We start from the raw sequence: 24,773 nt of genomic DNA, 5'->3' as shown, positions 1-24,773 counted from the left end.
TCTGAGCGCAAGACGGATTACGGTTCAGGGTGAGGAATACCTCACCCTTTTTACATCTGAGGTTTTATGTCTGTGGTAATCAGCGATGCCTGGCGCCAGCGTTTCGGCGGCACGGCACGGTTATACGGTGAAAAAGCCCTGCAACTGTTCGCGGATGCGCATGTCTGCGTGGTGGGCATTGGTGGCGTGGGTTCGTGGGCGGCAGAAGCGCTGGCGAGAACCGGCATTGGCGCAATTACGTTGATTGATATGGATGACGTCTGCGTCACTAACACTAACCGTCAGATCCACGCCCTGCGTGATAACGTCGGTCTGGCGAAGTCCGAGGTGATGGCGGAGCGTATTCGTCTCATCAACCCGGAGTGCCGCGTAACGGTGATTGACGACTTTGTGACGGCAGATAACGTCGCGGAGTACATGAGCAAAGGCTACAGCTATGTGATTGACGCCATCGACAGCGTGCGGCCAAAAGCGGCGCTGATCGCTTACTGTCGTCGTTACAAGGTGCCGCTGGTGACAACGGGCGGCGCGGGTGGACAAATTGATCCGACGCAGATCCAGGTGGCAGATCTGGCGAAAACCATTCAGGATCCACTGGCCGCTAAGCTGCGCGAGCGCTTAAAAAGCGACTTCAACGTGGTGAAGAACAGTAAAGGCAAGCTGGGCGTGGACTGTGTGTTCTCGACAGAAGCGCTGGTTTATCCGCAGGCGGATGGTTCGGTCTGTGCAATGAAAAGCACAGCGGAAGGGCCAAAGCGGATGGATTGTGCCTCAGGGTTTGGAGCGGCCACCATGGTGACCGCCTCCTTCGGCTTTGTGGCGGTCTCTCACGCCCTGAAGAAGATGATGGCGAAGGCGGAACGTCAGGCCTGAGCCTGACGGGCGGCATCCAGCACCGCGTCGTTTAGCGCAATCAGTCCCTGACCGCGCGAGGCGCTAAGCTGCGTGCGAAGTCCCAGCTCATCAAACAGCGCCAGCGGAGAATGCACCAGCAGCTCTGCGGCGCTTTTCCCTTCGATTGCGGTCAACAGCACCGCCAGCAGACCGCGAACAATGCGTCCCTCGCTGTCGCCGAAGAAATGCAGTTTCTCACCGGATATGCTAAACCCAAGCCAGACGCGGTTCTCGCAGCCAGCTATCTCCTTCGCCTGTGATTTCAGTTCGTCTGACAGCGTGGGCAACTGTTTGCCCAGCAGGATCAGCTGACGATATTTATCTTCCCACTGCGTGAGCGGGACGAAGGTCTGTTTTAACGTCTCTTCAGTGATAACGGTGCCGAACGGATGCCCGGCTAAGGCTGAACTTGTCATTAATCCACCAGTAATTCCAGGGCGCGGTCGACGGCGGAAACCAGCGCGTCGACGTCACTTTTTGTGTTGTACGGTGCAAACGAGGCGCGCAGGGTACCGCTCACCCCCATGGCCGCCAGCAGCGGCTGGGCGCAGTGCTGTCCTGCGCGCAGGGCAATGCCGTATCCGGCAAGCAGCGTCACCATGTCGCTATGGTGTACGCCCGCAAAATCAAAGGCGAGCAGGCTGGAGTCCTGGACGCGGAACGAGCGAAACCCGGGGCGTTTCTTAAGCTCTTCTTCTGCCAGCGTCGCCAGGCCCCGGCTCCAGCTTTCAGCCTGAGCCACGTCCGTATCTGCGAGAAATTCGAGCGCTGCGCTCAGACCGATAACCCCTGCCACGTTCGGCGTACCGGCTTCCAGGCGGTAAGGCACTTCCTGCGTTTTGAAACCGTCGAAGGTGACTTCGGTAATCATCTTGCCGCCGCCGAGCCACGGCGTTATCCGGGCCAGCAGTTCAGGTTTGCCGTACAGCGCGCCGATACCGGTTGGCCCGTACAATTTATGCCCTGAGAAGGCGTAGAAGTCGATATCCAGCACCTGAACGTCAGCCGGAAAATGCACCACACCCTGCGCACCGTCGACCATTACCACCACGCCGCTGGCATGGGCAATCTCAATGGCGCGCGCCAGATCCGGACAGCCGCCGGTGACGTTGGACATCTGCCCCAGCGCCAGAATACGGCTGCGCGGCGTAATCAGCTCAGGCAGACGCGCCACGTCAGGCAGGAAGTCTGTACCCAACGGGAGTTTTACTACCCGTGCCCCGGTTTGTTCGGCCACCATCAGCCAGGGCACCAGGTTGGCGTGGTGTTCCGCCTCGCTGACGATGATCTCATCCCCGGGCTGCAACAGCGGACGCGCGTAACATTGCGCCACCATGTTAATGGCCTCGGTAGTGCCCCGCGTCCAGACGATGTTCTTACCGCTGTCAGCATTGATCAGGCGCGCGACCTGATCCCGTGCGGCTTCGTATTGCGCCGTTAAGCGCTGCGCGTCGGCATACTGGCTGCGGTGCACGTTCCCGGCGCTCAGGCTGTAAAACTGGCGGGTCGCCTCAATCACCGCCTGCGGCTTAAGGGCCGTGGCGGCGCTATCAAGATAAATGCCGGCATCGGCCAGCGCAGGAAACTGTGCGCGAAAATGCGCAGGACTGAAAGCGTTCATGGAATTCCTCATATCGATTCTACGATCGTCGCGCAAATTCATCGACAGGGCAAGGAAGTTGATATCTATCAGATTTGTCTGCTTATCCTGGCGAGTCTGAAAAAGCAGGTTATGCTAAATAGTGTTAGGCGGATGTTTTAGCCTGTTATAAATCGAGGTTTGAATAGCATTAATTGCTAAAGGAGAATAATCATGAAAAAGACAGCTGCAATCATTTCTGCCTGTGCGTTGACCTTTGCCCTGAGCGCATGTTCTGGAAATAACTACGTAATGCATACCAACGATGGTCGATCTATCGTCTCTGAAGGGAAACCGACAACCGATAATGATACCGGGATGATTTCATATAAAGATGCTAACGGGAACAAACAGCAGATCAATCGCAGTGACGTGAAAGAGATGAAGGAAATCGAGCATTAACAGTTAGATAAGCGAAAAAAAAGCACCGCAAGTTGGCGGTGCTACATTAATCACTATGGACAGACAGGGTAAATGTACAGGAAGTGAAAAATTGGTAGCGTTGCTACCGTGGTCTGAATCGCAGACCAATTGCAAACACAACAACACAACATCACAACCGTAAGCCAAAAGCCCTTCAGAACACGCATTCCAAAAAAAGCTTTTCGTTCCGGCTCAGGAAGTGCCGCCACTATAGGTATTTGCTGGTAGTTCCTCAACGGACAAATTATAATGGCTCAGATAAAAAAAACTAATAGGTTAAACGTTGTTTCCTATATGTTAAATCTCGTTAACATCTAAGCCAGATAACCATGTCCAAGCGATTGCCACCCCTAAATGCATTACGTGTTTTTGATGCAGCAGCACGCCACCTCAGCTTCACCCGCGCAGCCGATGAGCTTTTTGTGACACAGGCCGCAGTAAGTCATCAAATCAAGTCTCTGGAGGATTTTCTGGGGCTTAAGCTGTTCCGTCGCCGAAACCGTTCGTTGCTGTTGACCGAAGAAGGGCAGAGCTATTTTCAGGATATTAAAGAGATTTTCTCCCAGCTGACGGAAGCCACCCGTAAGCTTCAGGCACGGAGCGCAAAAGGCGCCCTGACTGTGAGTTTATTGCCCAGTTTTGCCATTCAGTGGCTGGTGCCGCGACTCTCAAGCTTTAACTCAACTTATCCGGGAATCGATGTCCGAATCCAGGCGGTGGACCGTCAGGAAGACAAGCTTGCAGACGATGTGGATGTGGCGATTTTTTACGGTCGCGGTAACTGGCCGGGCTTGCGTGTTGAAAAATTATACGCAGAATATCTGCTGCCGGTCTGTTCACCACTGCTGCTGACGGGGGAGAAAGCGCTCAAAACGCCCGCCGATCTGGCGCAACACACGCTTTTGCACGATGCGTCGCGTCGCGACTGGCAAACTTATACCCGCCAGTTAGGTCTTAATCATATAAACGTGCAGCAGGGGCCCATTTTTAGCCACAGCGCGATGGTGTTACAGGCTGCCATTCACGGGCAGGGCGTGGCATTAGCGAATAACGTCATGGCGCAGTCCGAAATTGAGGCAGGCCGTCTGGTTTGCCCATTTAACGATGTACTGGTCAGCAAGAATGCATTTTATCTGGTTTGTCATGACAGTCAGGCAGAACTGGGTAAAATAGCCGCTTTCCGGCAGTGGATACTGGCGAAAGCGGCAAGCGAGCAAGAAAAATTCCGCTTCAGGTATGAACAATAACGTTTGTGTGCCGGGCACGCATTAATTCAGGACTTAAATATGACCAGCCGATTCATGCTGATTTTCGCCGCGGTGAGTGGCTTTATTTTTGTAGCTCTGGGCGCGTTTGGCGCGCATGTCTTAAGCAAGTCTTTGGGCGTTGTGGAGATGGGCTGGATCCAGACCGGCCTTGAATATCAGGCGTTCCACACGCTGGCAATTTTTGGGCTGGCGGTGGCGATGCAGCGCCGTATCAGCATTTGGTTTTACTGGAGCAGCGTCTTTCTGGCGCTGGGTACCGTACTGTTCAGCGGCAGTCTCTACTGTCTGGCGCTGTCGCATTTACGCCTGTGGGCGTTTGTTACACCTGTCGGCGGCGTCAGCTTCCTGGCGGGTTGGGTTTTAATGTTTATCGGAGCTATCCGTCTGAAACGCAAGGGCGTTGTTCATGAATAAGGTTGTTTTATATTGTCGCCCGGGGTTTGAGAAAGAGTGCGCCGCGGAAATCACCGATAAAGCGGCGAAGCGTGAAGTCTTCGGATTCGCTCGCGTCAAAGAGAACGCGGGCTATGTGGTATTTGAATGCTATCAGCCTGATGATGCCGACAAGCTGGCGCGCGAACTGCCGTTCAGCTCGCTGATTTTCGCCCGTCAGATGTTTGTCGCGGGCGAACTGCTGAAAGATCTTCCGCCGGAAGATCGCATCACGCCGATTGTTGGCCTGTTGCAGGGCGTGGTGGAGAAGGGCGGCGATTTGCGCGTGGAAGTGGCTGACACCAATGAAAGCAAAGAGCTGATGAAGTTCTGCCGTAAGTTTACCGTGCCGCTCCGCGCGGCACTGCGTGATGCGGGAGTGCTGACAAACTACGAAACGCCAAAGCGTCCAGTCGTGCATATCTTCTTTATTGCGCCAGGATGTTGCTACACCGGCTACTCGTATACCACCAATAACTCGCCGTTCTTTATGGGGATCCCGCGTCTGCGCTTCCCGTCAGACGCGCCGAGCCGTTCAACCCTGAAGCTGGAAGAGGCGTTCCACGTCTTTATCCCGGCGGACGAGTGGGACGAACGTCTGGCAAACGGCATGTATGCCGTCGATCTTGGCGCGTGCCCCGGCGGCTGGACCTATCAGCTGGTGAAACGCAACATGTGGGTTTCGTCTGTGGATAACGGCCCGATGGCGCAAAGCCTGATGGACACCGGGCAGGTTACATGGCTGCGTGAAGATGGTTTCCGCTACCGTCCTACCCGTAACAACATCTCCTGGATGGTGTGCGACATGGTAGAAAAACCGGCGAAAGTCGCGGCGCTGATGGCCTCCTGGCTGGTGAACGGCTGGTGTCGTGAGACGATTTTCAACCTCAAGCTGCCGATGAAAAAGCGTTACGAAGAGGTGTCGCAGAACCTGGCTTATATTCAGCAGCAACTGGACGAACACGGGATTAACGCGGAAATCCAGGCGCGTCAGCTGTATCACGACCGTGAAGAAGTGACGGTGCATATCCGTCGCTGGTGGGCGGCCGTGGGTGGGCGTCGCGACGAGCGATAACGTTTGTAACGCCCGGTGGCGCTGCGCTTACCGGGCCTACAAAATCGTGTAGTTGTTTTAACGTTCTAACCTTAACTGCTGTAAATTCCCGTCCAGCTGTAAATCCGTCTGTAGCGTTGCGATTTCCCGGCAGATAAACGCCATCTCTTTATTCGCCTCCAGCTTCTTGCGCCATTTTTCCGGCACTTCCTCAAGCCTTGCGTAAATCCCTTCCAGATTCTGAAACTCCGTCAGCAGCTGTGCGGCACTTTTGGGTCCAATACCGGCGACACCCGGCACTCTGGAGCTGCTGATCCCCGCCAGCCCCCAGTAATCCGGCAATTGCTCAGGCGATACGCCAAACTCGCTGGCAATAAATGGCGCGTCCAGCCAGCGTTTCTGGAAGTAGTCGCGGATGCGGACCGTTGGAGAGAGCAGCTGGCAGTAGCCTTTGTCGGTTGAAACGATAGTCGCCTGATGCCCGGCGCTCGCGACTTTAACCGCCAGCGTTGCGGCTAAATCGTCAGCCTCATTACCGTGTGCGCCCCAGCACGGAACGCCGCGCTGTTCAAAGGCCGTGCGTATAACGGGCATTTCGGCGTGCAGATCGTCCGGCATCGGCGCACGCCCGGCTTTGTAGTCCGGCAGGCGCTGGTGCCGCCAGCCGGTATTGCGTGCTTCATCGTCGAATACGGCAACAGCGTGGGTGGGTTCGCTATGGCGAATGAGCTGCTCCAGCGCGTGTAAACAGGTGTCCTTGCAGGGGGGGCCCTGTACCGCGTGAATACGGCGAATCAGGTTAAGTGCATCGACGATAAGCAAATGAACGGCCACAGATAATCTCCCTTCTGTCTAATGGGGGAAGGGTAACACTGAGCGCAGCATGAAACTATGAACGGTGGGGAAAACAGGAAGAAGCCTCGCAAAACGAGGCTTCCTGAGAGGCTTAATCGCAGGTAACGATCTTCATCGCCAGGCCACCGCGGGAGGTTTCGCGGTATTTGGCGTTCATATCTTTACCGGTTTCGTACATGGTTTCGATAACCTTGTCGAGACACACGCGCGGTTCACTGGTGCGGCGCAGCGCCATACGGGCCGCGTTCACCGCTTTCACAGAGGCGATGGCGTTACGCTCGATGCATGGCACCTGGACCTGTCCGCCGACCGGATCGCAGGTCAGCCCCAGGTTATGTTCCATGCCGATTTCCGCCGCAATACAAACCTGCGCAGGACTTGCGCCCAGCAGTTCGGCCAGACCCGCCGCCGCCATAGAGCAGGCTACGCCCACTTCACCCTGACAGCCCACTTCCGCGCCGGAAATCGAGGCGTTCATCTTGTACAGTGAGCCAATCGCACTGGCGACCAGCATATACCGCGCGAGTGAGTTTGCATTCACTTCACGGATAAATTTGTCGTAATACGCCAGGACCGCCGGAACAATGCCGCACGCCCCGTTGGTTGGCGCGGTGACGACGCGGCCACCCGCGGCGTTCTCTTCGTTCACCGCCAGCGCGAACATGTTGATCCAGTCGACAACGGCCATCGGGTCGGTGGTGGTTTTGTCGGTGCTGACCAGCATGCGGCGCAGCGCAGCCGCACGACGTGGAACACGCAGTTTCCCCGGCAGCACGCCTTCGGTGGTGATCCCGCGCTCAATGCCGCTGCGCATCACTTCCCAGACGTTTGCGAAGTGCTGTTCCAGCTCCTCTTTGCTGTGCAGGGCCAGCTCGTTTTTCATCATCAGGCCGGAGAGAGAAAGGCCTGTCTCCTGGCAGTGACGCTGTAAATCGGCCGCGTTTTTGTACGGGTACGGCACCTCAACGGCGGAGCCGTTGGTTTGACCAAAATGGTCTTCGTCGACAATAAACCCGCCGCCGATGGAGTAATACGTCTGGCTGTAAACCGCTTTATCGCCGACCAGCGCGGTAATGCGCATGCCGTTTTCGTGCAGCGACAGGTTATCCGCATGGAAATTCATGCAGTGGTCAACCGGGAATTCAACCTCATGCTCGCCGTTGGCCAGCAGCAAACGACCGTGGGTGTTCACGTCCTGGATAAAGCCAGGAATGGAGTCAATATCAACGGTATCCGGCAGGTTACCCGCCAGCCCCATGATAATGGCAATATCGGTATGGTGGCCTTTACCGGTCAGGGAAAGGGAACCGTATACATCGACAACCACGCGGGTGATGTCGTGCAAAATGCCGCGTGCAATCAAGTCATCCGTGAATTGTTTACCGGCTTTCATTGGTCCGACGGTGTGAGAGCTGGAAGGACCAATACCGATTTTGAAGATATCGAATACGCTAATCATGATGCGTCCATTGCTTCAGTCAGAGGGGAGGAGTGCGCCATCCGAAGACGGCGCAGGAGGTATTAGCTGAACAGCGAGTAGAAAATAGCGGAGATGGCAATCAGACCCATCACAACAACGAACACGTTGCTGATATGGCCGCTGTATTTACGCATCGCTGGCACTTTCTGAATCGCGTACATCGGCATCAGGAACAGAATCATCGCGATAATCGGGCCGCCCAGGGTTTCAATCATGCCCAGAATGCTTGGGTTCAGGGTGGCTACCGCCCAGGTGGTCACCAGCATGAACAGCGCGGTGATTTTGTTCAGACGGTTGATTTCAATGCTCTTGCCTTTACCGCGCAGAGATTTAATCACCATACCGTTGAAGCCTTCACGTGCGCCCAGGTAGTGGCCCAGGAAGGATTTGGTGATGGCGATAATCGCGATGATCGGTGCCATCCACGCAATCAGCGGTGCGTTAAAGTGGTTTGCCAGGTAGGACAGAATAGAGATGTTCTGCTCTTTCGCCGCCGCCAGATCCGCCGGGGAAAGGCTCAGCACGCAGCTGAACACGAAGAACATAACTGTCAGTACCATCATGATGTGTGCGCGAGCCAGGATGCTGGAGCACTTCTTCTCTGCGCCATTGCCGTACTCTTCACGCTTCGCCACCGCGAAGGAGGAGATGATTGGCGAGTGGTTGAAGGAGAACACCATTACCGGGATCGCCAGCCACAGGGTCAGTAGCAGGCCGTTACCGGTTGCGGATGCGCTGCTCAGAGACAGAGTTTCCAGCGCAGCGCCGTTCCACTGTGGGATCAGGTACAGCGCCAGCACCATCAGGGCTGCAACAAACGGGAATACCAGCACGCTCATCGCTTTGACAATCATCTGCTCGCCAAAGCGCACGATGGTCATCATACCGACGATCAGGATCAGGGACAGGATCGCACGCGGCGGCGGGGTCATCTGCAGCTGGTGCATCATGAAGCTTTCAACGGTGTTGGTGATAGCAACGCTATACACCAGCAGAATCGGGTAAATCGCGAAGAAGTAGAGCAGGGTAATCAGCTTACCTGCGCCGACGCCGAAGTGTTCTTCAACGACTTCAGTAATGTCTTCGCCCGGGTTTTTACCGGACAGCACGAAGCGGGTCAGGCCGCGGTGTGCAAAGAAGGTCATCGGAAAGGCGATGATGGCCATGATGATCAGCGGGATCAGACCGCCGACACCTGCGTTGATAGGAAGGAACAGTACACCAGCGCCGATTGCCGTGCCGTACAGGCCAAGCATCCACATGGTATCCGTTTTGCGCCAACCGCTTCGGGATTCAATCGAAGCAACGGTGCTGGTTTGAGTGGTTTCCATCTGTATCTCCTGGAGGAAGCAAATTGTCAGGTTTTTAGTCAAATCCGATGAAAAAGTGCCTGACGGTAATATGAAATTCGTTCAGTGACGGTTTTTTAATAATTTTTGCCCGTAACTATTGGCGGGCGGAAAGATACATTCTCGTTATGAATCTATCAGTGATCGCGATCCCAAATGCAATAATCCACTTATGATGTGGGCATATTTAGACCATTTATCTGTTAAAAAAACATCAAAGAGGATTTACGGGCGCGAAGGCTACCATTAACGACATGTTTTCGAAAAGGCTGACCCGCGAGATAGGTGTCTTTCGCTGTAAAGAAATAGGATTTTAGGTTTTTCTGGCAGGTACTTTCGATTAAGGCTGATTATTTACGGTTTCAAAAACGAGGTAATCGTTTGCGCGGGCGCCAGATTTGTTAATAACATTGAAGATCGCTATGAATTACATCACTAATAAAAAAGCCGGATGACAATCCGGCTTGAGAGGAGGGAAAGGACGCTTTATTTGATGATTTCGTAACAGGGAATATAGGCAGAACCCGGAAGTTTCATGCGGTGCTGAGCCACAAAGCCCTGCAGCATGTCATCCATGCGGCGCATCATCTCCGGGTCACCGTGGATTTTATACGGCCCGAACTCCTCAATCGCGCGGATCCCCACCTCCTTCACGTTCCCCGCCACGATGCCAGAGAAGGCGCGACGCAGGTCAGCTGCCAGTACTTCCACCGGCTGATCCGGATAGAGTTTGAGGTTCGCCATGTTCTCATGCGACGGCTCGAAGGGGATCTGGAGATCCGGTGCGATACGGATGGACCAGTTAAAGCTGTAGGCATCCCCGGTATCACGACGGTTCTCTTTCACCAGCGGCATCGCTTTTTTCATCTGACGGGCCACTTCTGCGGCATCGTCAATAATAATGCGGTAGTGACGGCGCGCGTCTTCCCCCAGCGTATGCACGATAAACTCGTCCAGCACGCGGAAGTAGTCGGCGCTCTCTTTCGGGCCGGTCAGGATCAGCGGCAGAACCTGATTTTTGTTGGCCGGGTTCATCAGGATCCCGAGCAGATAAAGCAGTTCTTCCGCCGTACCTACGCCGCCCGGGAAGATGATAATGCCGTGCGCGATACGGACAAACGCCTCAAGACGTTTTTCGATATCCGGCATAATAATCAGTTCGTTAACCAGCGGGTTAGGCGGCTCAGCGGCGATGATCGACGGCTCGGTCATGCCGATAAAACGGCCTTCTTTATAGCGTTGCTGCGCGTGTCCTACTGCCGCGCCTTTCATCGGCGCTTCCATCGCGCCAGGACCGCAGCCGGTACAGATGTTCAGCTCGCGCAGGCCGAGCTGATTACCCACGCGGCGGGCGTACAGGTATTCGGTTTCGTTAATGGAGTGACCACCCCAGCAGACGACCATGTTCGGCGCTTCGCCAACGTGCAGGGCGCGGGCGTTACGCAGAATGGAGAAAACCAGGTTGGTGATATGAACGGAGCTTTCCAGATCGAGATGCTGGAAACGACCGGCGTTGCTGATCTGTCCGTTAACAAACAGGATGTCGCGCAGCACGGCAAAAAGGTTGGCCTGAAGTGAGCGAATAATACGCCCATCGACAAACGCCTCTTCCGGCGGGTTGATCACTTCCAGCTTCACCCCGCGCTCGCGGCGCAGCACATTGATATCAAAACTTTCGAAGCGGGACAGCAGCTCTTTACTGTTGTCGGTCAGGCTTCCGGAGTTCAGTACAGCAAGTGAACAGTTACGAAACAGTTGATACAGGTCGCTACTGGCGGTGCGTTTAAGCATGTCCACTTCCAGTTGCGACAACATATCCATAGAGCCAAGCGGGCTAATATGTGTAATCAAGTGAGCTCCTTATGGGACGATTATCGTCTTTCCCTGTTGATTACAATAGCCCTGGCTTATGACGTTTCACAACACTTCGGGCGGAATACCGCCCGCATATTGTGAAAATATTTATCTTACTGGCGCACCAGCCGTCCGGTGGCAGGCACAAAATCGGTATTGGTGCGCCATGGGTTAATGTCCAGGCCGCCGCGACGGGTATAGCGGGCATAAACGCTCAGCTTTTCGGGCTGGCAGAAACGCTGTATGTCATTGAAGATGCGTTCCACGCACTGCTCGTGGAATTCGTTGTGATGACGGAATGACACCAGGTAACGAAGCAGCTTTTCCCGGTCAATCTGCGGGCCGCGATACTGGATCTGTACCGAGCCCCAGTCCGGCTGATGGGTGATAAGGCAGTTGGATTTCAGCAGATGGCTGACCAGCGTTTCGTCGACCACTTTTCCGCCCGCCGCGTTTTCCAGATAGTCGGTGCTAAATTCGTAGCTCTCCACATCAATGTCCTGATCGTCGATGCAGGTGCCGTGGAAATGGGCGATGGGCTGACCTTCCAGCTCATGCAGACGGTATAACGAGACGGTTACGTTCCCCTGCGCGCACGCGCTTAAATCACGTTCAAGCGTCTGTTGTACCTCGTCCCAGCTGTTAAATTTGGTCTGGTTAAAGCTGTTGAGATAGAGCTTAAAGCTCTTGGATTCAACCAGGTTTACGCTGGCGTAATCCAGCTCGACATGGCCCACGGCCACCTGCGGCAGACCGCGCGCATTCAGCCAGGAGAGTTCGTACAGCGTCCAGATGTCGCCGCCGACGAACGGCAGCGCGTCGGCATGAAGGCCAAGCGGATCGCGGTTCAGGCTGCGCGGCACACCCTGAAGCAGGCTTGCGTCGTAGGTGTCGCGGTAATCGGTCGATTTACCCAGCGTTAAGCCCGTTAACGCCTGATGATTTTCGTAAGACATGTTTCATAGCCACTTTACAGGTACACTTAGGGGCTGAGTTTATCCTGTCTTACAAGAAGAGAGAAATCGGTGGATATCGAAACTGCAAATGCCCTGACGTCCTTCACGACCCGCTATTGCGATGCCTGGCATGAAAAGCGGGGGACGTGGCCGCAAAGTACTGACTTATATGGCGTGCCGTCACCGTGCATTATCGCTTCGCAGGATGATTACGTTATCTGGCAACCGAAACCGTTCACGGGCGAGCAGAATGTAAATGCGGTTGAACGCGCAATGGACATTGTGATACAACCTGCGCTTCATGCAATTTATACCACGCAGTTTGCCGGGGATATGACTGCATGTTTTGCAGGACAGCCGCTGACGCTGCTGCAAACCTGGAGCGAAGACGATCTTCAACGCGTTCAGGAAAACCTCATTGGTCACCTGGTCACGCAAAAACGCCTTAAGCTCTCCCCGACTCTCTTTATTGCGACGCTCGACAGTGAACTGGACGTCATTTCAGTCTGCAACCTGTCTGGCGAGGTCATTAAAGAGACGCTCGGCACCCGCAATCGCGACGTTCTCGCGCCTTCTCTTGCGGATTTTCTTACCCGACTTGAGCCGCTTCTGTAATCCATGATGCTACTGGACGTGTGAGAGATCTCTTACACGCACTGTGAGACATCGCCGAAACAATTAGCATTGTCTTAGGGATTTCAGATTAATATTAACTTCCCTTTCAACAGGTTAGCGATTTCCTGAAACGATTATACCCGTTTCGCCAGGCTTACCTTGCTCACAGGATGGGTTGTAAGACGAGGCAGAATAGCGGATTCTATCTGTGTCGACAGGATGCCGACGCGAGAAACGAACATCAGGATGATGGCGTTTCTCACCAGGAACACGTCAGGACGACGCCGCAGGAAGGCTTCAGGATGAAGCAAAGTGGATCACGCAGGATGCGTAAGGGACACCTCCAGGAAGGAGAACGTGAGCCGGTCAGGATGGTCGGTGGGTCAGGATGGCCAGGACGTTTCAGGACGAAACCTACACGTCAGGATGATGTGAGCAGGAAGCAAAAGGTAAAAGGATGAACAGGCCTTCGGGCATCAGGAAAAGTTGTCACGGATGAGCAGGGAGCACGTATTGTAGCTGGAATGCTGCGAAACGAACCGGGAGCACTGTTTTTACAGTGCTCCCTTTTTTTATTTCTGTCTTCCGCAATGCTATGCTTCGCGCCATTCCGTTTTTCAGTTGAGGTTACTATGACGCATCACGATAGCGTTCGTGCGCAGTTGCACGCCATCGAAGCCCTTATGCGCCAGCATCAGCTGTGGCAGGAAAGTGCGCCGCAGCCAGACGCGTTCGCCAGCACCCAGCCGTTTTGTCTGGATACGCTGTCTCCATTCGAATGGCTCCAGTGGGTATTAATTCCGCGCATGCACGCGCTGCTGGAAGGGGGACACGCGTTGCCCCAGGCGTTTGCCGTCTCTCCCTATTACGAAATGGCGCTGGAGGCGACTCACCCGGCGCGCGACGTTATGTTGGTTGAGCTGGAAAAGCTGGATACGCTTTTCGCCGGTGACGATGCATGACGCTTGAGATCCTGTATCAGGATGAGTGGCTGGTGGCGGTGAATAAACCGTCCGGCTGGCTGGTACACCGAAGCTGGCTCGATCGCGATGAGAAAGTGGTTGTTATGCAAACCGTGCGCGACCAAATCGGTCAGCACGTCTTTACTGCCCACCGTCTGGATCGGCCAACTTCTGGCGTTCTGCTGATGGGGCTTTCCAGTGAGGCCGGGCGCCTGCTGTCGCAGCAGTTTGAACAGCACCAGATCCAGAAGCGCTACCACGCCATTGTGCGCGGCTGGCTGACGGATTCCGCCACGCTGGATTATCCGCTGGTGGAGGAACTGGATAAAATCGCCGATAAATTTGCCCGCGAAGATAAAGGTCCGCAGCCTGCGGTGACCGACTATCGCGGTATGGCGACCACAGAACTGCCGGTGGCGACCAGCAAATTTCCCACTACGCGATACAGTCTGGTTGAGCTTTTGCCCAAAACGGGGCGCAAGCACCAGCTTCGCCGCCACCTTGCACATCTGCGCCACCCAATTATCGGCGACAGCAAGCACGGCGATCTGCGGCAGAACCGCAGCGCGGCAGAGCACTTTGGCTGTAACCGACTGATGCTGCACGCCAGCGAGCTAAGCCTGACGCACCCGTTTACCGGCGAACCGCTGACTATTCGCGCGGGGCTGGACGAGGTCTGGATGCAGGCGCTGTCACAGTTTGGCTGGCTAGGACAACTCCCCGAAAATGAAAGGGTTGAGTTTGCCGCAGGCAACGTTCAGGATGAACAGCAAGCGCAATAATTACGGGAGCAAAGCATGGCTGAAGTAGGTATTTTTGTCGGCACGATGTACGGCAACTCGCTGCTGGTTGCGGAGGAAGCAGAAGCAATCCTCGTCAATCAGGGCCATAAAGCAACGGTCTATGAAGACCCGGAGCTGGCGGACTGGGAAAAGTATAAAGATAAATACATTCTGGTGGTGACCTCCACCACCGGGCAGGGCGATCTCCCGGACAGCATCGTCCCGCTTTTCCAGGGCATTAAAGACCAGCTTGGCTATCAGCCAGATGTTCACTATGGCATCATCGCCCTCGGCGATAGCTCTTACGCCAATTTCTGCGGCGGCGGTAAGAAGTTCGACGCGCTGTTGCAGGAACAGCACGCTCAGCGGGTCGGCGAGATGTTACTGATTGATGCTGGCGAGCACCCCGAACCGGAAAGCGAGTCAAATCCCTGGGTTGAACATTGGGCCACGCTCCTGAACTAACCCTGTACTATACGAGCTGTAGGCCGGGTAGGGCGTAGCCGCCACCCGGCAACGAAGCTGCACCATATCCTCAATTCCGTGAAGTATCTTCCACCACTTTGGGCTTATGCCCCAAACCACGTTCCCCACGCCCGTCAATGTTGTGTTTCTGCACGGTGAGAGAACCGGTCACTCCTTCATATACTTTTCCCGTCACTATAAAACGGCTTCGGGCCGTACCAAAACCAAACACAAATCTCTCATTCTGATTACCCTACAGGTGCTGTACAGAATGAACCAGGCGAAAGCTATGTTTCAGGAGTGCAACAATGAGTACATTAAGCCACGCGGCGAGCAGCGCTGAGAAGCGCACCAACGCCCGATACTGGATAGTGGTGATGCTGTTTATCGTCACCTCTTTCAACTACGGCGACCGTGCCACGTTATCCATTGCCGGCTCTGAGATGGCAAAGGACATCGGACTTGATCCGGTGGGTATGGGTTATGTTTTCTCGGCATTTTCATGGGCCTACGTAATCGGCCAAATCCCTGGCGGCTGGCTGCTGGACCGCTTCGGCTCAAAACGGGTCTATTTCTGGTCCATTTTCATCTGGTCGATGTTTACCCTGTTACAGGGCTTCGTGGATATCTTCAGCGGCTTCGGCATTATCATTGCGCTCTTTACCCTCCGCTTCCTGGTGGGTTTAGCGGAAGCGCCATCTTTCCCGGGCAACAGCCGCATTGTGGCCGCCTGGTTCCCGGCGCAGGAGAGGGGAACGGCGGTAGCAATCTTTAACTCGGCGCAATACTTTGCGACGGTTATTTTCGCGCCAATTATGGGCTGGCTGACGCACGAAGTGGGCTGGTCGCACGTCTTCTTCTTCATGGGCGGGCTGGGGATCGTCATCAGCTTTATCTGGTTGAAAGTGATCCACGAACCAAACCAGCACCCGGGCGTGAACAAGAAAGAGCTGGACTACATTGCTGAAGGCGGGGCGCTGATCAACATGGATCAGAAAACCCAGAAAGCAAAAGTCCCGTTCAGCCAGAAATGGGGGCAGATCAAACAGCTCGTCGGCTCACGGATGATGATCGGTATCTATCTCGGCCAGTACTGCATTAACGCCTTAACCTACTTCTTCATCACCTGGTTCCCGGTTTACCTGGTGCAGGCGCGCGGGATGTCGATTCTGAAGGCGGGTTTTGTCGCCTCCGTGCCAGCCATCTGCGGCTTCGTGGGCGGGGTGCTCGGCGGGGTCATCTCCGACTGGCTGATGCGTCGCACCGGTTCGCTGAATATTGCGCGTAAAACGCCAATCGTGCTCGGCATGCTGCTCTCCATGACCATGGTGTTCTGTAACTACGTCAGCGCGGAGTGGATGATTATCGGCTTTATGGCGATGGCCTTCTTCGGTAAAGGCATCGGCGCGCTGGGCTGGGCGGTGATGGCAGATACCGCGCCGAAAGAGATCAGCGGCCTGAGCGGCGGTCTGTTCAACATGTTTGGCAACATTTCCGGCATTGTCACCCCAATCGCTATCGGTTACATCGTCGGCACCACCGGCTCCTTCAATGGTGCGCTGATTTATGTAGGCGTCCATGCGCTGGTGGCGGTACTCAGTTACCTGGTGCTGGTGGGGGACATCAAACGAATCGAACTGAAACCTGTTGGGGAGCGCGGATGATGACAACGCAATCAAGCCCGATCGTGACGGAGATGAAAGTCATCCCGGTGGCGGGTCAGGACAGCATGCTGCTCAACATTGGCGGCGCGCATAACGCCTGGTTCACCCGCAACATCGTGGTGCTGACCGACAGCGCAGGGAATATCGGCGTCGGGGAAGCGCCTGGCGGAGAGGTGATTTACCAGACGCTGGTCGACGCCATCCCGCAGGTGGTTGGGCAGGAGGTCGCCCGCCTGAACAAGGTGGTTCAGCGGGTGCATAAGGGCAACCAGTCGGCTGATTTTGATACCTTCGGCAAAGGCGCCTGGACGTTTGAACTGCGCGTTAACGCGGTGGCGGCGCTGGAGGCGGCTCTCCTTGATTTACTGGGCAAAGCGCTGAATGTGCCGGTCTGCGAACTGCTGGGGCCAGGCAAACAGCGTGATGCGGTAACGGTGCTGGGCTATCTGTTCTACGTTGGCGACCGGACGAAAACCGATCTGCCGTATCTGGAACGCTCGCCGGGCAGCCACGCGTGGTATCACCTGCGTCATCAGGAAGCGCTCTCTGGCGAGGCGGTGGTACGCCTGGCAGAGGCGGCGCAGGATCGCTACGGCTTTAAAGACTTCAAGCTGAAAGGCGGCGTTCTGCCGGGCGAACAGGAGATTGACAGCGTGCGCGCGTTGAAAAAACGCTTCCCGGAGGCACGCATCACCGTCGATCCGAACGGCGCCTGGCGGCTGGATGAAGCTATCGCGCTGTGCAAAGGACTGGGCGACGTGCTGACCTACGCGGAAGATCCGTGCGGCGCCGAGCAGGGCTTTTCTGGCCGCGAGGTGATGGCCGAATTCCGCCGCGCTACCGGGCTGCCGGTTGCGACCAACATGATCGCCACTAACTGGCGCGAAATGGGCCACGCGGTGATGCTGAATGCGGTGGACATACCGCTGGCTGATCCGCACTTCTGGACCCTTTCCGGCGCGGTGCACGTGGCGCAGCTGTGCGATGACTGGGGACTCACCTGGGGCTGCCACTCCAATAACCATTTCGACATTTCGCTGGCGATGTTTACCCACGTTGGCGCGGCGGCGCCGGGTAACCCGACCGCCATCGATACGCACTGGATCTGGCAGGAAGGCGAAGCGCGCCTGACCAAAAATCCACTTGAAATCAAAAACGGCACCATTGCCGTACCGGATACGCCGGGGCTGGGCGTGGAGCTTGACTGGGATCAGATCCACAAGGCGCATGAAGCGTATAAAAAACTGCCGGGCGGCGCGCGCAACGACGCAGGCCCGATGCAGTACCTTATCCCCGGCTGGACATTTGACCGTAAGCGCCCTGTATTTGGACGTCACTGAAAAAGGATCGAACGATGAGCACATTTTCTACCCCTGTAGTCACCTCCATGCAGATCATTCCTGTCGCGGGACATGACAGCATGCTGATGAACCTGAGCGGCGCCCATGCGCCGTTCTTCACCCGTAATATTGTGGTGATCAAGGACAACTCAGGGCATACCGGTGTCGGTGAAATCCCGGGCGGGGAGAAGATCCGTAAAACGCTGGAGGACGCCATTCCGCTGGTGGTGGGTAAAACGCTGGGCGAGTACAAAAATGTGCTGACCAGCGTGCGTACGACCTTTGCCGATCGTGATGCGGGTGGCCGTGGTCTGCAAACGTTTGATCTGCGTACCACTATCCATGTGGTCACGGGTATTGAAGCCGCGATGCTGGATCTGCTAGGCCAGCATCTGGGCGTCAATGTCGCCTCCCTGCTGGGCGACGGCCAACAGCGCAGCGAAGTGGAAATGCTCGGCTACCTGTTCTTTATCGGCAACCGCAAACTCACCCCGCTGCCGTACCAGAGCCAGCCGGACGAAAAATGCGACTGGTATCGTGTGCGTCACGATGAAGCGATGACCCCGGATGCGGTGGTGCGCCTGGCTGAAGCCGCGTATGAAAAATATGGCTTTAATGACTTCAAGCTGAAAGGCGGCGTACTGGCGGGTGAAGAAGAAGCTGAGGCGATTGCCGCGCTGGCGAAGCGCTTCCCGCAGGCGCGCGTCACGCTGGATCCGAACGGTGCCTGGTCCCTTGATGAGGCGATCAAAATCGGTAAGCAGCTCAAAGGCGTGCTGGCCTACGCGGAAGATCCGTGCGGCGCAGAGCAGGGGTTCTCTGGACGTGAAGTGATGGCGGAGTTCCGTCGCGCCACCGGGCTGCCAACCGCCACCAACATGATCGCGACCGACTGGCGCCAGATGGGGCACACGCTCTCGCTGCAATCGGTGGACATTCCGCTGGCAGACCCGCACTTCTGGACGATGCAGGGCTCGGTTCGCGTGGCGCAGATGTGCCATGAGTTCGGCCTGACCTGGGGCTCGCACTCCAACAACCACTTCGACATCTCGCTGGCGATGTTCACCCACGTAGCGGCTGCTGCGCCGGGCAACATTACCGCTATCGACACCCACTGGATCTGGCAGGAGGGCAATCAGCGCCTGACTAAACAGCCGTTTGAGATCAAGGGGGGGATGGTGCAGGTTCCAGCTACGCCGGGGCTGGGCGTTGAACTGGATATGGATCAGGTCATGAAAGCGCACGAGCTTTACCAGAAACACGGGCTGGGCGCACGTGATGATGCGCTGGCGATGCAGTACCTGATCCCAGAGTGGTCATTCGACAATAAACGTCCGTGCATGGTACGATAAGCCAACTGGGACCGCTCCCATGGGCGGTCCCTTACGTGGTGTATGCTTAACGTAACTAACATGCGTAAGGATGGCTTATGAAAATTGTTATCGCTCCGGACTCGTATAAGGAAAGCTTGAGCGCGCTGGAGGTGGCGACAGCGATAGAGGTCGGTTTTCGCGAAATTTTCCCCTCAGCGGAGTACGTCAAATTACCGGTTGCCGATGGCGGCGAAGGGACGGTGGAAGCGATGGTGGCAGCCACCCATGGGCGTCTTGTCCATGTTCCCGTTACCGGGCCTTTGGGAGAACACGTGGAAGGGTTTTTCGGGTTATCCGGAGACGGAAAAAGCGCGTTTATCGAGATGGCGGCCGCGAGCGGTCTGGAGCTTGTTGCTCCTGCAAAGCGTAACCCGTTAATCACCACCTCGTGGGGGACCGGGGAACTGATCCGTCATGCGCTGGATGCGGGCGTTAAGCATATCATTATTGGCATTGGAGGCAGCGCGACCAATGACGGTGGCGCAGGCATGGTGCAGGCGCTGGGCGTAAAACTGCTGGATGCGAAAGCACAGCCCGTTGGGCCGGGCGGCGGCGAACTGGCAAGCCTTGCGCATATCGATCTTAGTGGGCTGGATGAGCGGCTGGCAGACTGTCGAATTGAAGTGGCCTGCGATGTGACCAACCCCCTGATTGGCGAGACTGGCGCTTCTGCGGTATTCGGTCCGCAGAAAGGGGCGACGCCGGAGATGGTCAGGACGCTGGACAACGCGCTTGCGCATTACGCAAACATTATCGCCAGGGACCTGGACATTGACGTCTTAAACCTGGCGGGGGGCGGAGCAGCTGGCGGAATGGGGGCGGCGCTGTATGCATTTTGCGGGGCACAGCTTCGTCGGGGGATTGAGATTGTCACCGATGCCCTGCATCTCGATGAACAGGTCGCGGACGCCGATCTGGTGATCACGGGCGAAGGGCGTATCGACAGCCAGACGATCCACGGCAAAGTGCCCGTTGGCGTGGCGAGAGTCGCGAAACGCTATAACAAACCGGTTATCGGCATTGCCGGCAGCCTGACGGCGGATGTTGGCTTGGTGCACGAGCACGGACTGGATGCGGTATTCAGCGTGATTTACACCATCTGCTCGCTGGAGGATGCGCTGGAAAATGCGCAACAGAATGTACAGATGGCCGCAAGGAATATTGCGGCGGCCATAAAGGTGGGGCAGGGGATGTCGCGTTAACGTTCGTGCTCCTGTAGGCCCGGTAAGCGAAGCGCCACCGGGCTTTTGTCTTAGCTTCCCAACACCTTCATCGCTTCCCGCGTCACGTTGTCCATCTCGTCCAGCAGCTCCAGAAACTCCGGCTCAAGATCGGATTCTGGCGTACCCGCGCGGAGCTGCTGTTCAAGCAGCTGGCAGAGATTTTTCAACCGCGGCACGCCGCTGTAGCCGCAGCTACCGTGCAGTTTATGGATGGCCTCCAGCAGCCCTTCAGGGTTTTCGCCCACCAGCTGTTCTTCAACCTTGTTACGGATCTCAGGCAGGAAGTCCACCAGCATTTGCAGCATATCGCGGGCCAGATCGGCTTTGCCTGCTGCCTGGCGCAGCGCCAGTTGCCAGTCAAACGTGGCATTCTGGTTAACGCTGATTTCCGGCGATTCAGCAGAAATGGTGTACGTCCCGCCAATGTGACCCGGTTTGTAGCGCAGCAGCAGGCTGTGCAGCTTCTCTTCATCAATCGGTTTCGCCAGATAATCGTTCATGCCCGCACCCAGCAGTTTCTCTTTTTGTCCCGCCATCGCGTGCGCCGTCACGGCAATCACCGGCGTCTGCTGCTGGTGCGGAAGCTGACGAATTAATTCGCAGGCGCGGATGCCATCCATGCCCGGCATCTGAATATCCATCAGGATCAGGTCAAACTGCATCTGTTTGGCTTGTTCTACGGCTTCAGCGCCGCTGGTACACAGTTCAACGTGCTGAACCTGATCCTCAAGCAGCGCGCCAATCAGCTTAAGGTTTGCCGGGTTATCATCCACGGCCATCACCGTCATCGGCAGCTTATGTTCGTCGTTTTCCAGCGGCAGGGACTGATGCGTCAGACGGCAATATTCGGTCAACGCAGGTAACAGCCGTGTGGCGGTGAGGGGTTTCAGCAGACATGCCGCCGCCCCGTCGTTTTTAAGCTCTTCGGCGTTGATTTGGGCGTGGCACGGCAGAGCCAGCAGCAGGTAGTCCGTCATTGAGGCAGCCTTTGCCAGCCGTTCCTGCTGCATGGTCAGTTCTCCGGTAAATGTCACCGGAATCCCCAGCAAAAGAATATCGTAATGATCGTTCGCCAGCGCGGAGAAGGTCGGGCTGTAGACCACCTCCAGCGGCGTGCTGCTTAATACATCCAGCGTACACTGCGCCGCGGCGGCGTTCGGTTCCACATAGGCCAGACGCATCCCTTTCAGGCAGTCGGTGACCGGACCGTCGGTTTGCACGTTCGGATTAAGATCAAGATTGATATGGAACCAGAAGGTCGAGCCCCGGTTAGGCTGGCTGTGGAAGGAGATATCGCCTCCCATCTCTTTCACCAGCTTTTGGGTGATCACCAGACCCAGGCCCGTTCCGCCGTGACGACGGGAAATGCTCGCATCAGCCTGGCGGAACGCCTGGAACAGACGCGACTGATCGCGCTCCGGAATGCCGATGCCGGTATCCCGGATCTGAACTTCAATCTGGACCTTATTATTACTGAGCGCCCTTTTTTCGACCAGAATGTCGATGTTGCCGCTCTCGGTGAACTTAATCGCGTTGCCCACCAGATTGGTGATGACCTGTTGCAGGCGCAGCGGGTCGCCAATGACGTTATCCGGTACGTCATTTTTGATATTGAGCGTCAGTTCCAGCCCCTTATCATGCGAGGAGTGGGCGAGAAGCGTGACCACGTCATCCAGTGTGCTGCGCAGCGGGAAGGGGATACTCTCCAGAATCAACTTGCCCGCTTCCAGCTTCGAGAAGTCCAGTACGTCGTTAATAATGGTCAGCAGGTTGTTGGCTGAGCGTTCAATGGTATGCAGGTGGTCACGCTGGGTCGGGTTGAGCTCGCTTTTAAGCGTCAGACGGGTGAAGCCAATCACCCCGTTCAGCGGCGTGCGCAGCTCATGCGACATGTTTGCCAGGAACTCAGACTTAATACGGGCCGCCTCCTGAGCGCGTTTTTTCGCCAGATCCAGCTCCACGTTCTGGATCTCCATCTGCTCCAGCGTTTCGCGCAGGTCAGAGGTGGCCTGGTCAACGTTGTGCTGCATCTCTTCGTGATAAGCCGCCAGCGACATCGCCATTGAGTTGATGCCGTTTTTCAGCATATCCAGCTCGCCGAGCATGAAGCCTTCCACGCGGCTGTCCAGCTGACCCCGGCGGATCCGGTCAACGGTATTCACCATGTTACGGATAGGCCCCGTGACGTCGCGCATCAGCCGCCAGCCGAAGATCAACGCGATGCCGATACAGAACAGCATCATCACGCCGGAGATGAATATTTCTTTGTACTGCTGGAGCCGCACCGACTTGAGATCCAGCTCCAGCGCCACATATCCCAGCATATTATTGCTGGACTTCGCATCGGACTGGGCGGATTCGTCGGGTGAATAGCTTTCTGAGATAATCGGCGTGCGCAGGATCATGATATCGCCGCGCCGCAGGACCGTGAGATGACGCGGGAAAGGGGTACCTTCCGGGATTTTCAGCGACGTGGGATCCAGATGGAAATTCGAGGTGACGAAAAGACGGTTATGCTCATCGTAAACGGAAATGGCGCGCACAATCTCTGAATGACGGCGGTGCAGCACGCTGATTAACTGACCAATGGATTCACGGTTTTGCAGGTTCATACCGTACTCGCTGGAGACGGCCAGCGGTTCGATAATGCTGGCCCCGGCATCTTCAAGCTGTCTCTGCAAATCGTTATAGCGATGCACCACAAAGAAAATGCTCAGCAGCAAACCGATGAGAACGGTAGGAGCGAGGATCAAAATCATCATGCGCGCGCGCAGGCTGTAGTTGGTCATGGAGTTCCGTTATGGGACAATCAGGCTAATTATGTTTATTTGAGAACAATCTCGGCGATGGCGCAATTCTACTCTGCAAAACGACGCGTGACGACGCGTCAGATCATAACTGTTGAAGCCTCTGACCTCGATCCTTTTGGACAGGGGGTAGCGCGTCACAAGGGTAAGACACTGTTTATCACAGGTTTGCTGCCAGGAGAACGCGCAGATATTACGCTGACGGAAGACAAACGCCAGTATGCGCGCGGCCAGGTCAAGCGCCGTCTTAATGATAGCCCGGAGCGCGTGACGCCTCGCTGCCCCCATTTTGGCGTTTGCGGAGGCTGTCAGCAACAGCATGCCAGCACAGAATTACAGCAAAAAAGTAAAAGCAACGCGCTGGCCCGCCTGCTAAAACATGACGTCAGTGACATTGTTGCTGACCAGCCGTGGGGCTACCGTCGCCGCGCTCGCCTGAGTCTAAGCTACCAGCCAAAAACTGAAAGGCTGGAGATGGGGTTTCGCAAAGCCAGCTCCAGCGATATCGTCTCCATCACGCAATGCCCTGTTTTGGTGCCCCAACTTGAGGCACTGCTCCCGGCCGTGCACCACTGTCTTGCATCGCTGGATGGTGTGCGTTCGCTGGGCCATGTCGAACTGGTGCTGGCCAACGGCGGCCCGCTGATGGTGCTGCGCCACACCGCACCGCTGTCCAGGGCAGATCGCGAAAAACTGGAACGCTTTTCGCATTCTCATGAGCTTGCGCTTTTCCTCGCGCCGCAAAGCGAGATACTTGAGCAGGTTAGCGGAGACGCGCCCTGGTATGCGTCAGACGGGCTACGCTTAACGTTCAGCCCGCGGGATTTTATCCAGGTCAATGACGGCGTGAACCAGCAGATGGTGGCGAACGCGCTGGCGTGGCTTGACGTCCAGCCCACCGATCGGGTGCTCGATCTGTTCTGCGGTATGGGTAACTTTACCCTGCCGCTGGCCCGCAAAGCCGCAAGCGTGGTCGGGGTGGAAGGCGTTGAGGCGCTGGTGGCGAAAGGCCAGGAGAACGCCCAACAGAACGGCTTGCAAAATGTGACATTCTTTCATCAAAATCTTGAGGATGATGTTACTCAGCAACCGTGGGCTAAGCAGGGCTTTGATAAGATCCTGCTCGATCCGGCGCGCGCAGGTGCGCCGGGCGTGATGCAGCATATAATTAAACTCGCGCCTGAACGCGTGGTCTATGTTTCCTGTAACCCGGCGACGCTGGCCCGTGACAGCGAAGCATTATTGAGCGGGGGTTACCAGATTCGGCGTCTGGCAATGCTGGACATGTTCCCGCACACTGGACATCTGGAATCAATGGTGTTGTTCGAGCACATCTAA

23 protein-coding genes are annotated in these 24,773 nt (G+C 56.0%); 14 read left to right on the top strand and 9 right to left on the bottom strand.

Annotated features, from left to right (window positions below; translation table 11 throughout):
- Positions 1-66 precede the first annotated feature (66 nt).
- Positions 67-873 carry a tRNA cyclic N6-threonylcarbamoyladenosine(37) synthase TcdA gene (gene tcdA, locus ACQG1K_RS17685; protein WP_006811804.1) on the top strand — a complete coding sequence of 269 codons (807 nt, stop codon included), beginning with the start codon at positions 67-69 and terminating at the stop codon, positions 871-873.
- On the opposite strand, the gene csdE is transcribed toward tcdA, so the two are convergent.
- Together csdE and csdA are read right to left on the bottom strand one after the other, a co-directional pair.
- Positions 864-1,310 (bottom strand): cysteine desulfurase sulfur acceptor subunit CsdE, encoded by a 447-nt coding sequence (gene csdE / locus ACQG1K_RS17680; RefSeq protein WP_023298505.1) that lies wholly within the window; start codon positions 1,308-1,310, stop codon positions 864-866. The genes tcdA and csdE overlap by 10 nt on opposite strands.
- Positions 1,310-2,515 (bottom strand): cysteine desulfurase CsdA, encoded by a 1,206-nt coding sequence (gene csdA, locus ACQG1K_RS17675; protein WP_426720775.1) that lies wholly within the window; start codon positions 2,513-2,515, stop codon positions 1,310-1,312. The genes csdE and csdA overlap by 1 nt, the downstream gene beginning before the upstream one ends.
- A 192-nt stretch (positions 2,516-2,707) precedes the next feature.
- Between csdA and ACQG1K_RS17670 the strand changes: the two genes are divergently transcribed.
- The 4 genes from ACQG1K_RS17670 (at position 2,708) to rlmM (ending at position 5,731) form a co-directional block, all read left to right on the top strand.
- Entirely contained in the window at positions 2,708-2,935 is a 228-nt protein-coding gene (locus ACQG1K_RS17670) for a YgdI/YgdR family lipoprotein (protein ID WP_015571738.1), read from the top strand.
- Between the two features lie 350 nt (positions 2,936-3,285).
- Entirely contained in the window at positions 3,286-4,203 is a 918-nt protein-coding gene (gene gcvA, locus ACQG1K_RS17665) for a glycine cleavage system transcriptional regulator GcvA (RefSeq protein WP_022649222.1), read from the top strand.
- Positions 4,204-4,242: 39 nt separating this feature from the next.
- Positions 4,243-4,638, top strand: coding sequence for a DUF423 domain-containing protein (locus ACQG1K_RS17660; protein ID WP_003862756.1), 396 nt, complete (start codon positions 4,243-4,245; stop codon positions 4,636-4,638).
- Positions 4,631-5,731, top strand: a complete 1,101-nt coding sequence (rlmM, locus tag ACQG1K_RS17655) for a 23S rRNA (cytidine(2498)-2'-O)-methyltransferase RlmM (protein WP_022649221.1) — start codon at positions 4,631-4,633, stop codon at positions 5,729-5,731. Before ACQG1K_RS17660 ends, rlmM begins: the two co-directional genes overlap by 8 nt.
- Positions 5,732-5,788: 57 nt before the next feature.
- Here rlmM and xni read toward each other — a convergent pair whose 3' ends face one another.
- The 5 genes from xni to queF form a co-directional block, all read right to left on the bottom strand.
- Positions 5,789-6,544: a flap endonuclease Xni gene (xni, locus tag ACQG1K_RS17650; RefSeq protein ID WP_367075769.1), complete on the bottom strand. Its 756-nt coding sequence runs from the start codon at positions 6,542-6,544 to the stop codon at positions 5,789-5,791.
- Between the two features lie 112 nt (positions 6,545-6,656).
- Complete coding sequence (locus ACQG1K_RS17645) at positions 6,657-8,024, bottom strand: L-serine ammonia-lyase (RefSeq protein ID WP_022649219.1); 1,368 nt, start codon at positions 8,022-8,024, stop codon at positions 6,657-6,659.
- A gap of 62 nt (positions 8,025-8,086) precedes the next feature.
- On the bottom strand, positions 8,087-9,376 hold the full coding sequence (locus tag ACQG1K_RS17640) for an HAAAP family serine/threonine permease (RefSeq protein WP_022649218.1): 1,290 nt from the start codon (positions 9,374-9,376) through the stop codon (positions 8,087-8,089).
- A gap of 504 nt (positions 9,377-9,880) precedes the next feature.
- Positions 9,881-11,245, bottom strand: a complete 1,365-nt coding sequence (ppnN, locus tag ACQG1K_RS17635) for a nucleotide 5'-monophosphate nucleosidase PpnN (protein WP_023298502.1) — start codon at positions 11,243-11,245, stop codon at positions 9,881-9,883.
- A 116-nt stretch (positions 11,246-11,361) separates the two neighbouring features.
- The gene (queF, locus tag ACQG1K_RS17630; RefSeq protein ID WP_023298501.1) at positions 11,362-12,204 is read right to left on the bottom strand and encodes an NADPH-dependent 7-cyano-7-deazaguanine reductase QueF; all 843 of its coding nucleotides are present in this window, start codon (positions 12,202-12,204) and stop codon (positions 11,362-11,364) included.
- Between the two features lie 69 nt (positions 12,205-12,273).
- On the opposite strand from queF, the gene syd reads away from it, so the two are divergent.
- Positions 12,274-12,819, top strand: a complete 546-nt coding sequence (gene syd, locus ACQG1K_RS17625) for a SecY-interacting protein (protein ID WP_022649215.1) — start codon at positions 12,274-12,276, stop codon at positions 12,817-12,819.
- Positions 12,820-12,953: 134 nt separating this feature from the next.
- Here syd and ACQG1K_RS17620 read toward each other — a convergent pair whose 3' ends face one another.
- Positions 12,954-13,130 (bottom strand): hypothetical protein, encoded by a 177-nt coding sequence (locus ACQG1K_RS17620; RefSeq protein WP_367075766.1) that lies wholly within the window; start codon positions 13,128-13,130, stop codon positions 12,954-12,956.
- Positions 13,131-13,451: 321 nt separating this feature from the next.
- On the opposite strand from ACQG1K_RS17620, the gene ACQG1K_RS17615 reads away from it, so the two are divergent.
- The 7 genes from ACQG1K_RS17615 (at position 13,452) to ACQG1K_RS17585 (ending at position 20,607) form a co-directional block, all read left to right on the top strand.
- The gene (locus ACQG1K_RS17615) at positions 13,452-13,781 is read left to right on the top strand and encodes a YqcC family protein (RefSeq protein WP_022649214.1); all 330 of its coding nucleotides are present in this window, start codon (positions 13,452-13,454) and stop codon (positions 13,779-13,781) included.
- Entirely contained in the window at positions 13,778-14,563 is a 786-nt protein-coding gene (gene truC / locus ACQG1K_RS17610; protein WP_023298500.1) for a tRNA pseudouridine(65) synthase TruC, read from the top strand. The genes ACQG1K_RS17615 and truC overlap by 4 nt, the downstream gene beginning before the upstream one ends.
- A 15-nt stretch (positions 14,564-14,578) precedes the next feature.
- Positions 14,579-15,028: a flavodoxin gene (locus ACQG1K_RS17605; RefSeq protein WP_045308738.1), complete on the top strand. Its 450-nt coding sequence runs from the start codon at positions 14,579-14,581 to the stop codon at positions 15,026-15,028.
- A 308-nt stretch (positions 15,029-15,336) separates the two neighbouring features.
- The gene (gene gudP, locus ACQG1K_RS17600; RefSeq protein WP_003862734.1) at positions 15,337-16,692 is read left to right on the top strand and encodes a galactarate/glucarate/glycerate transporter GudP; all 1,356 of its coding nucleotides are present in this window, start codon (positions 15,337-15,339) and stop codon (positions 16,690-16,692) included.
- Positions 16,692-18,032, top strand: coding sequence for an enolase C-terminal domain-like protein (locus ACQG1K_RS17595; RefSeq protein ID WP_367075794.1), 1,341 nt, complete (start codon positions 16,692-16,694; stop codon positions 18,030-18,032). Before gudP ends, ACQG1K_RS17595 begins: the two co-directional genes overlap by 1 nt.
- A 14-nt stretch (positions 18,033-18,046) precedes the next feature.
- Positions 18,047-19,384 carry a glucarate dehydratase gene (gene gudD, locus ACQG1K_RS17590; protein WP_023298497.1) on the top strand — a complete coding sequence of 446 codons (1,338 nt, stop codon included), beginning with the start codon at positions 18,047-18,049 and terminating at the stop codon, positions 19,382-19,384.
- Between the two features lie 77 nt (positions 19,385-19,461).
- Positions 19,462-20,607: a glycerate kinase gene (locus ACQG1K_RS17585; RefSeq protein ID WP_367075763.1), complete on the top strand. Its 1,146-nt coding sequence runs from the start codon at positions 19,462-19,464 to the stop codon at positions 20,605-20,607.
- Positions 20,608-20,657: 50 nt separating this feature from the next.
- On the opposite strand, the gene barA is transcribed toward ACQG1K_RS17585, so the two are convergent.
- Positions 20,658-23,417, bottom strand: coding sequence for a two-component sensor histidine kinase BarA (gene barA / locus ACQG1K_RS17580; RefSeq protein WP_367075761.1), 2,760 nt, complete (start codon positions 23,415-23,417; stop codon positions 20,658-20,660).
- 57 nt (positions 23,418-23,474) lie between these two features.
- Between barA and rlmD the strand changes: the two genes are divergently transcribed.
- On the top strand, positions 23,475-24,773 hold the full coding sequence (rlmD, locus tag ACQG1K_RS17575; protein ID WP_022649205.1) for a 23S rRNA (uracil(1939)-C(5))-methyltransferase RlmD: 1,299 nt from the start codon (positions 23,475-23,477) through the stop codon (positions 24,771-24,773).

The sequence above is a fragment of the Enterobacter cloacae complex sp. 402C9 genome, assembly GCF_050030745.1.
Lineage (GTDB): Bacteria > Pseudomonadota > Gammaproteobacteria > Enterobacterales > Enterobacteriaceae > Enterobacter > Enterobacter intestinihominis.
The sequence above is the reverse complement of the archived record's forward strand: the minus strand, read 5'-3'. Positions and strand labels throughout refer to the sequence as shown.

Excerpts from the sequence above, each read along its gene's own strand:
- tcdA (WP_006811804.1), top strand. The coding sequence starts at position 67 with ATGTCTGTGGTAATCAGCGATGCCTGGCGCCAGCGTTTCGGCGGCACG.
- csdE (WP_023298505.1), bottom strand. The coding sequence starts at position 1,310 with ATGACAAGTTCAGCCTTAGCCGGGCATCCGTTCGGCACCGTTATCACT.
- csdA (WP_426720775.1), bottom strand. The coding sequence starts at position 2,515 with ATGAACGCTTTCAGTCCTGCGCATTTTCGCGCACAGTTTCCTGCGCTG.
- ACQG1K_RS17670 (WP_015571738.1), top strand. The coding sequence starts at position 2,708 with ATGAAAAAGACAGCTGCAATCATTTCTGCCTGTGCGTTGACCTTTGCC.
- gcvA (WP_022649222.1), top strand. The coding sequence starts at position 3,286 with ATGTCCAAGCGATTGCCACCCCTAAATGCATTACGTGTTTTTGATGCA.
- ACQG1K_RS17660 (WP_003862756.1), top strand. The coding sequence starts at position 4,243 with ATGACCAGCCGATTCATGCTGATTTTCGCCGCGGTGAGTGGCTTTATT.
- rlmM (WP_022649221.1), top strand. The coding sequence starts at position 4,631 with ATGAATAAGGTTGTTTTATATTGTCGCCCGGGGTTTGAGAAAGAGTGC.
- ACQG1K_RS17645 (WP_022649219.1), bottom strand. The coding sequence starts at position 8,024 with ATGATTAGCGTATTCGATATCTTCAAAATCGGTATTGGTCCTTCCAGC.
- ACQG1K_RS17640 (WP_022649218.1), bottom strand. The coding sequence starts at position 9,376 with ATGGAAACCACTCAAACCAGCACCGTTGCTTCGATTGAATCCCGAAGC.
- queF (WP_023298501.1), bottom strand. The coding sequence starts at position 12,204 with ATGTCTTACGAAAATCATCAGGCGTTAACGGGCTTAACGCTGGGTAAA.
- ACQG1K_RS17615 (WP_022649214.1), top strand. The coding sequence starts at position 13,452 with ATGACGCATCACGATAGCGTTCGTGCGCAGTTGCACGCCATCGAAGCC.
- truC (WP_023298500.1), top strand. The coding sequence starts at position 13,778 with ATGACGCTTGAGATCCTGTATCAGGATGAGTGGCTGGTGGCGGTGAAT.
- ACQG1K_RS17605 (WP_045308738.1), top strand. The coding sequence starts at position 14,579 with ATGGCTGAAGTAGGTATTTTTGTCGGCACGATGTACGGCAACTCGCTG.
- gudP (WP_003862734.1), top strand. The coding sequence starts at position 15,337 with ATGAGTACATTAAGCCACGCGGCGAGCAGCGCTGAGAAGCGCACCAAC.
- ACQG1K_RS17595 (WP_367075794.1), top strand. The coding sequence starts at position 16,692 with ATGACAACGCAATCAAGCCCGATCGTGACGGAGATGAAAGTCATCCCG.
- gudD (WP_023298497.1), top strand. The coding sequence starts at position 18,047 with ATGAGCACATTTTCTACCCCTGTAGTCACCTCCATGCAGATCATTCCT.
- ACQG1K_RS17585 (WP_367075763.1), top strand. The coding sequence starts at position 19,462 with ATGAAAATTGTTATCGCTCCGGACTCGTATAAGGAAAGCTTGAGCGCG.
- barA (WP_367075761.1), bottom strand. The coding sequence starts at position 23,417 with ATGACCAACTACAGCCTGCGCGCGCGCATGATGATTTTGATCCTCGCT.
- rlmD (WP_022649205.1), top strand. The coding sequence starts at position 23,475 with ATGGCGCAATTCTACTCTGCAAAACGACGCGTGACGACGCGTCAGATC.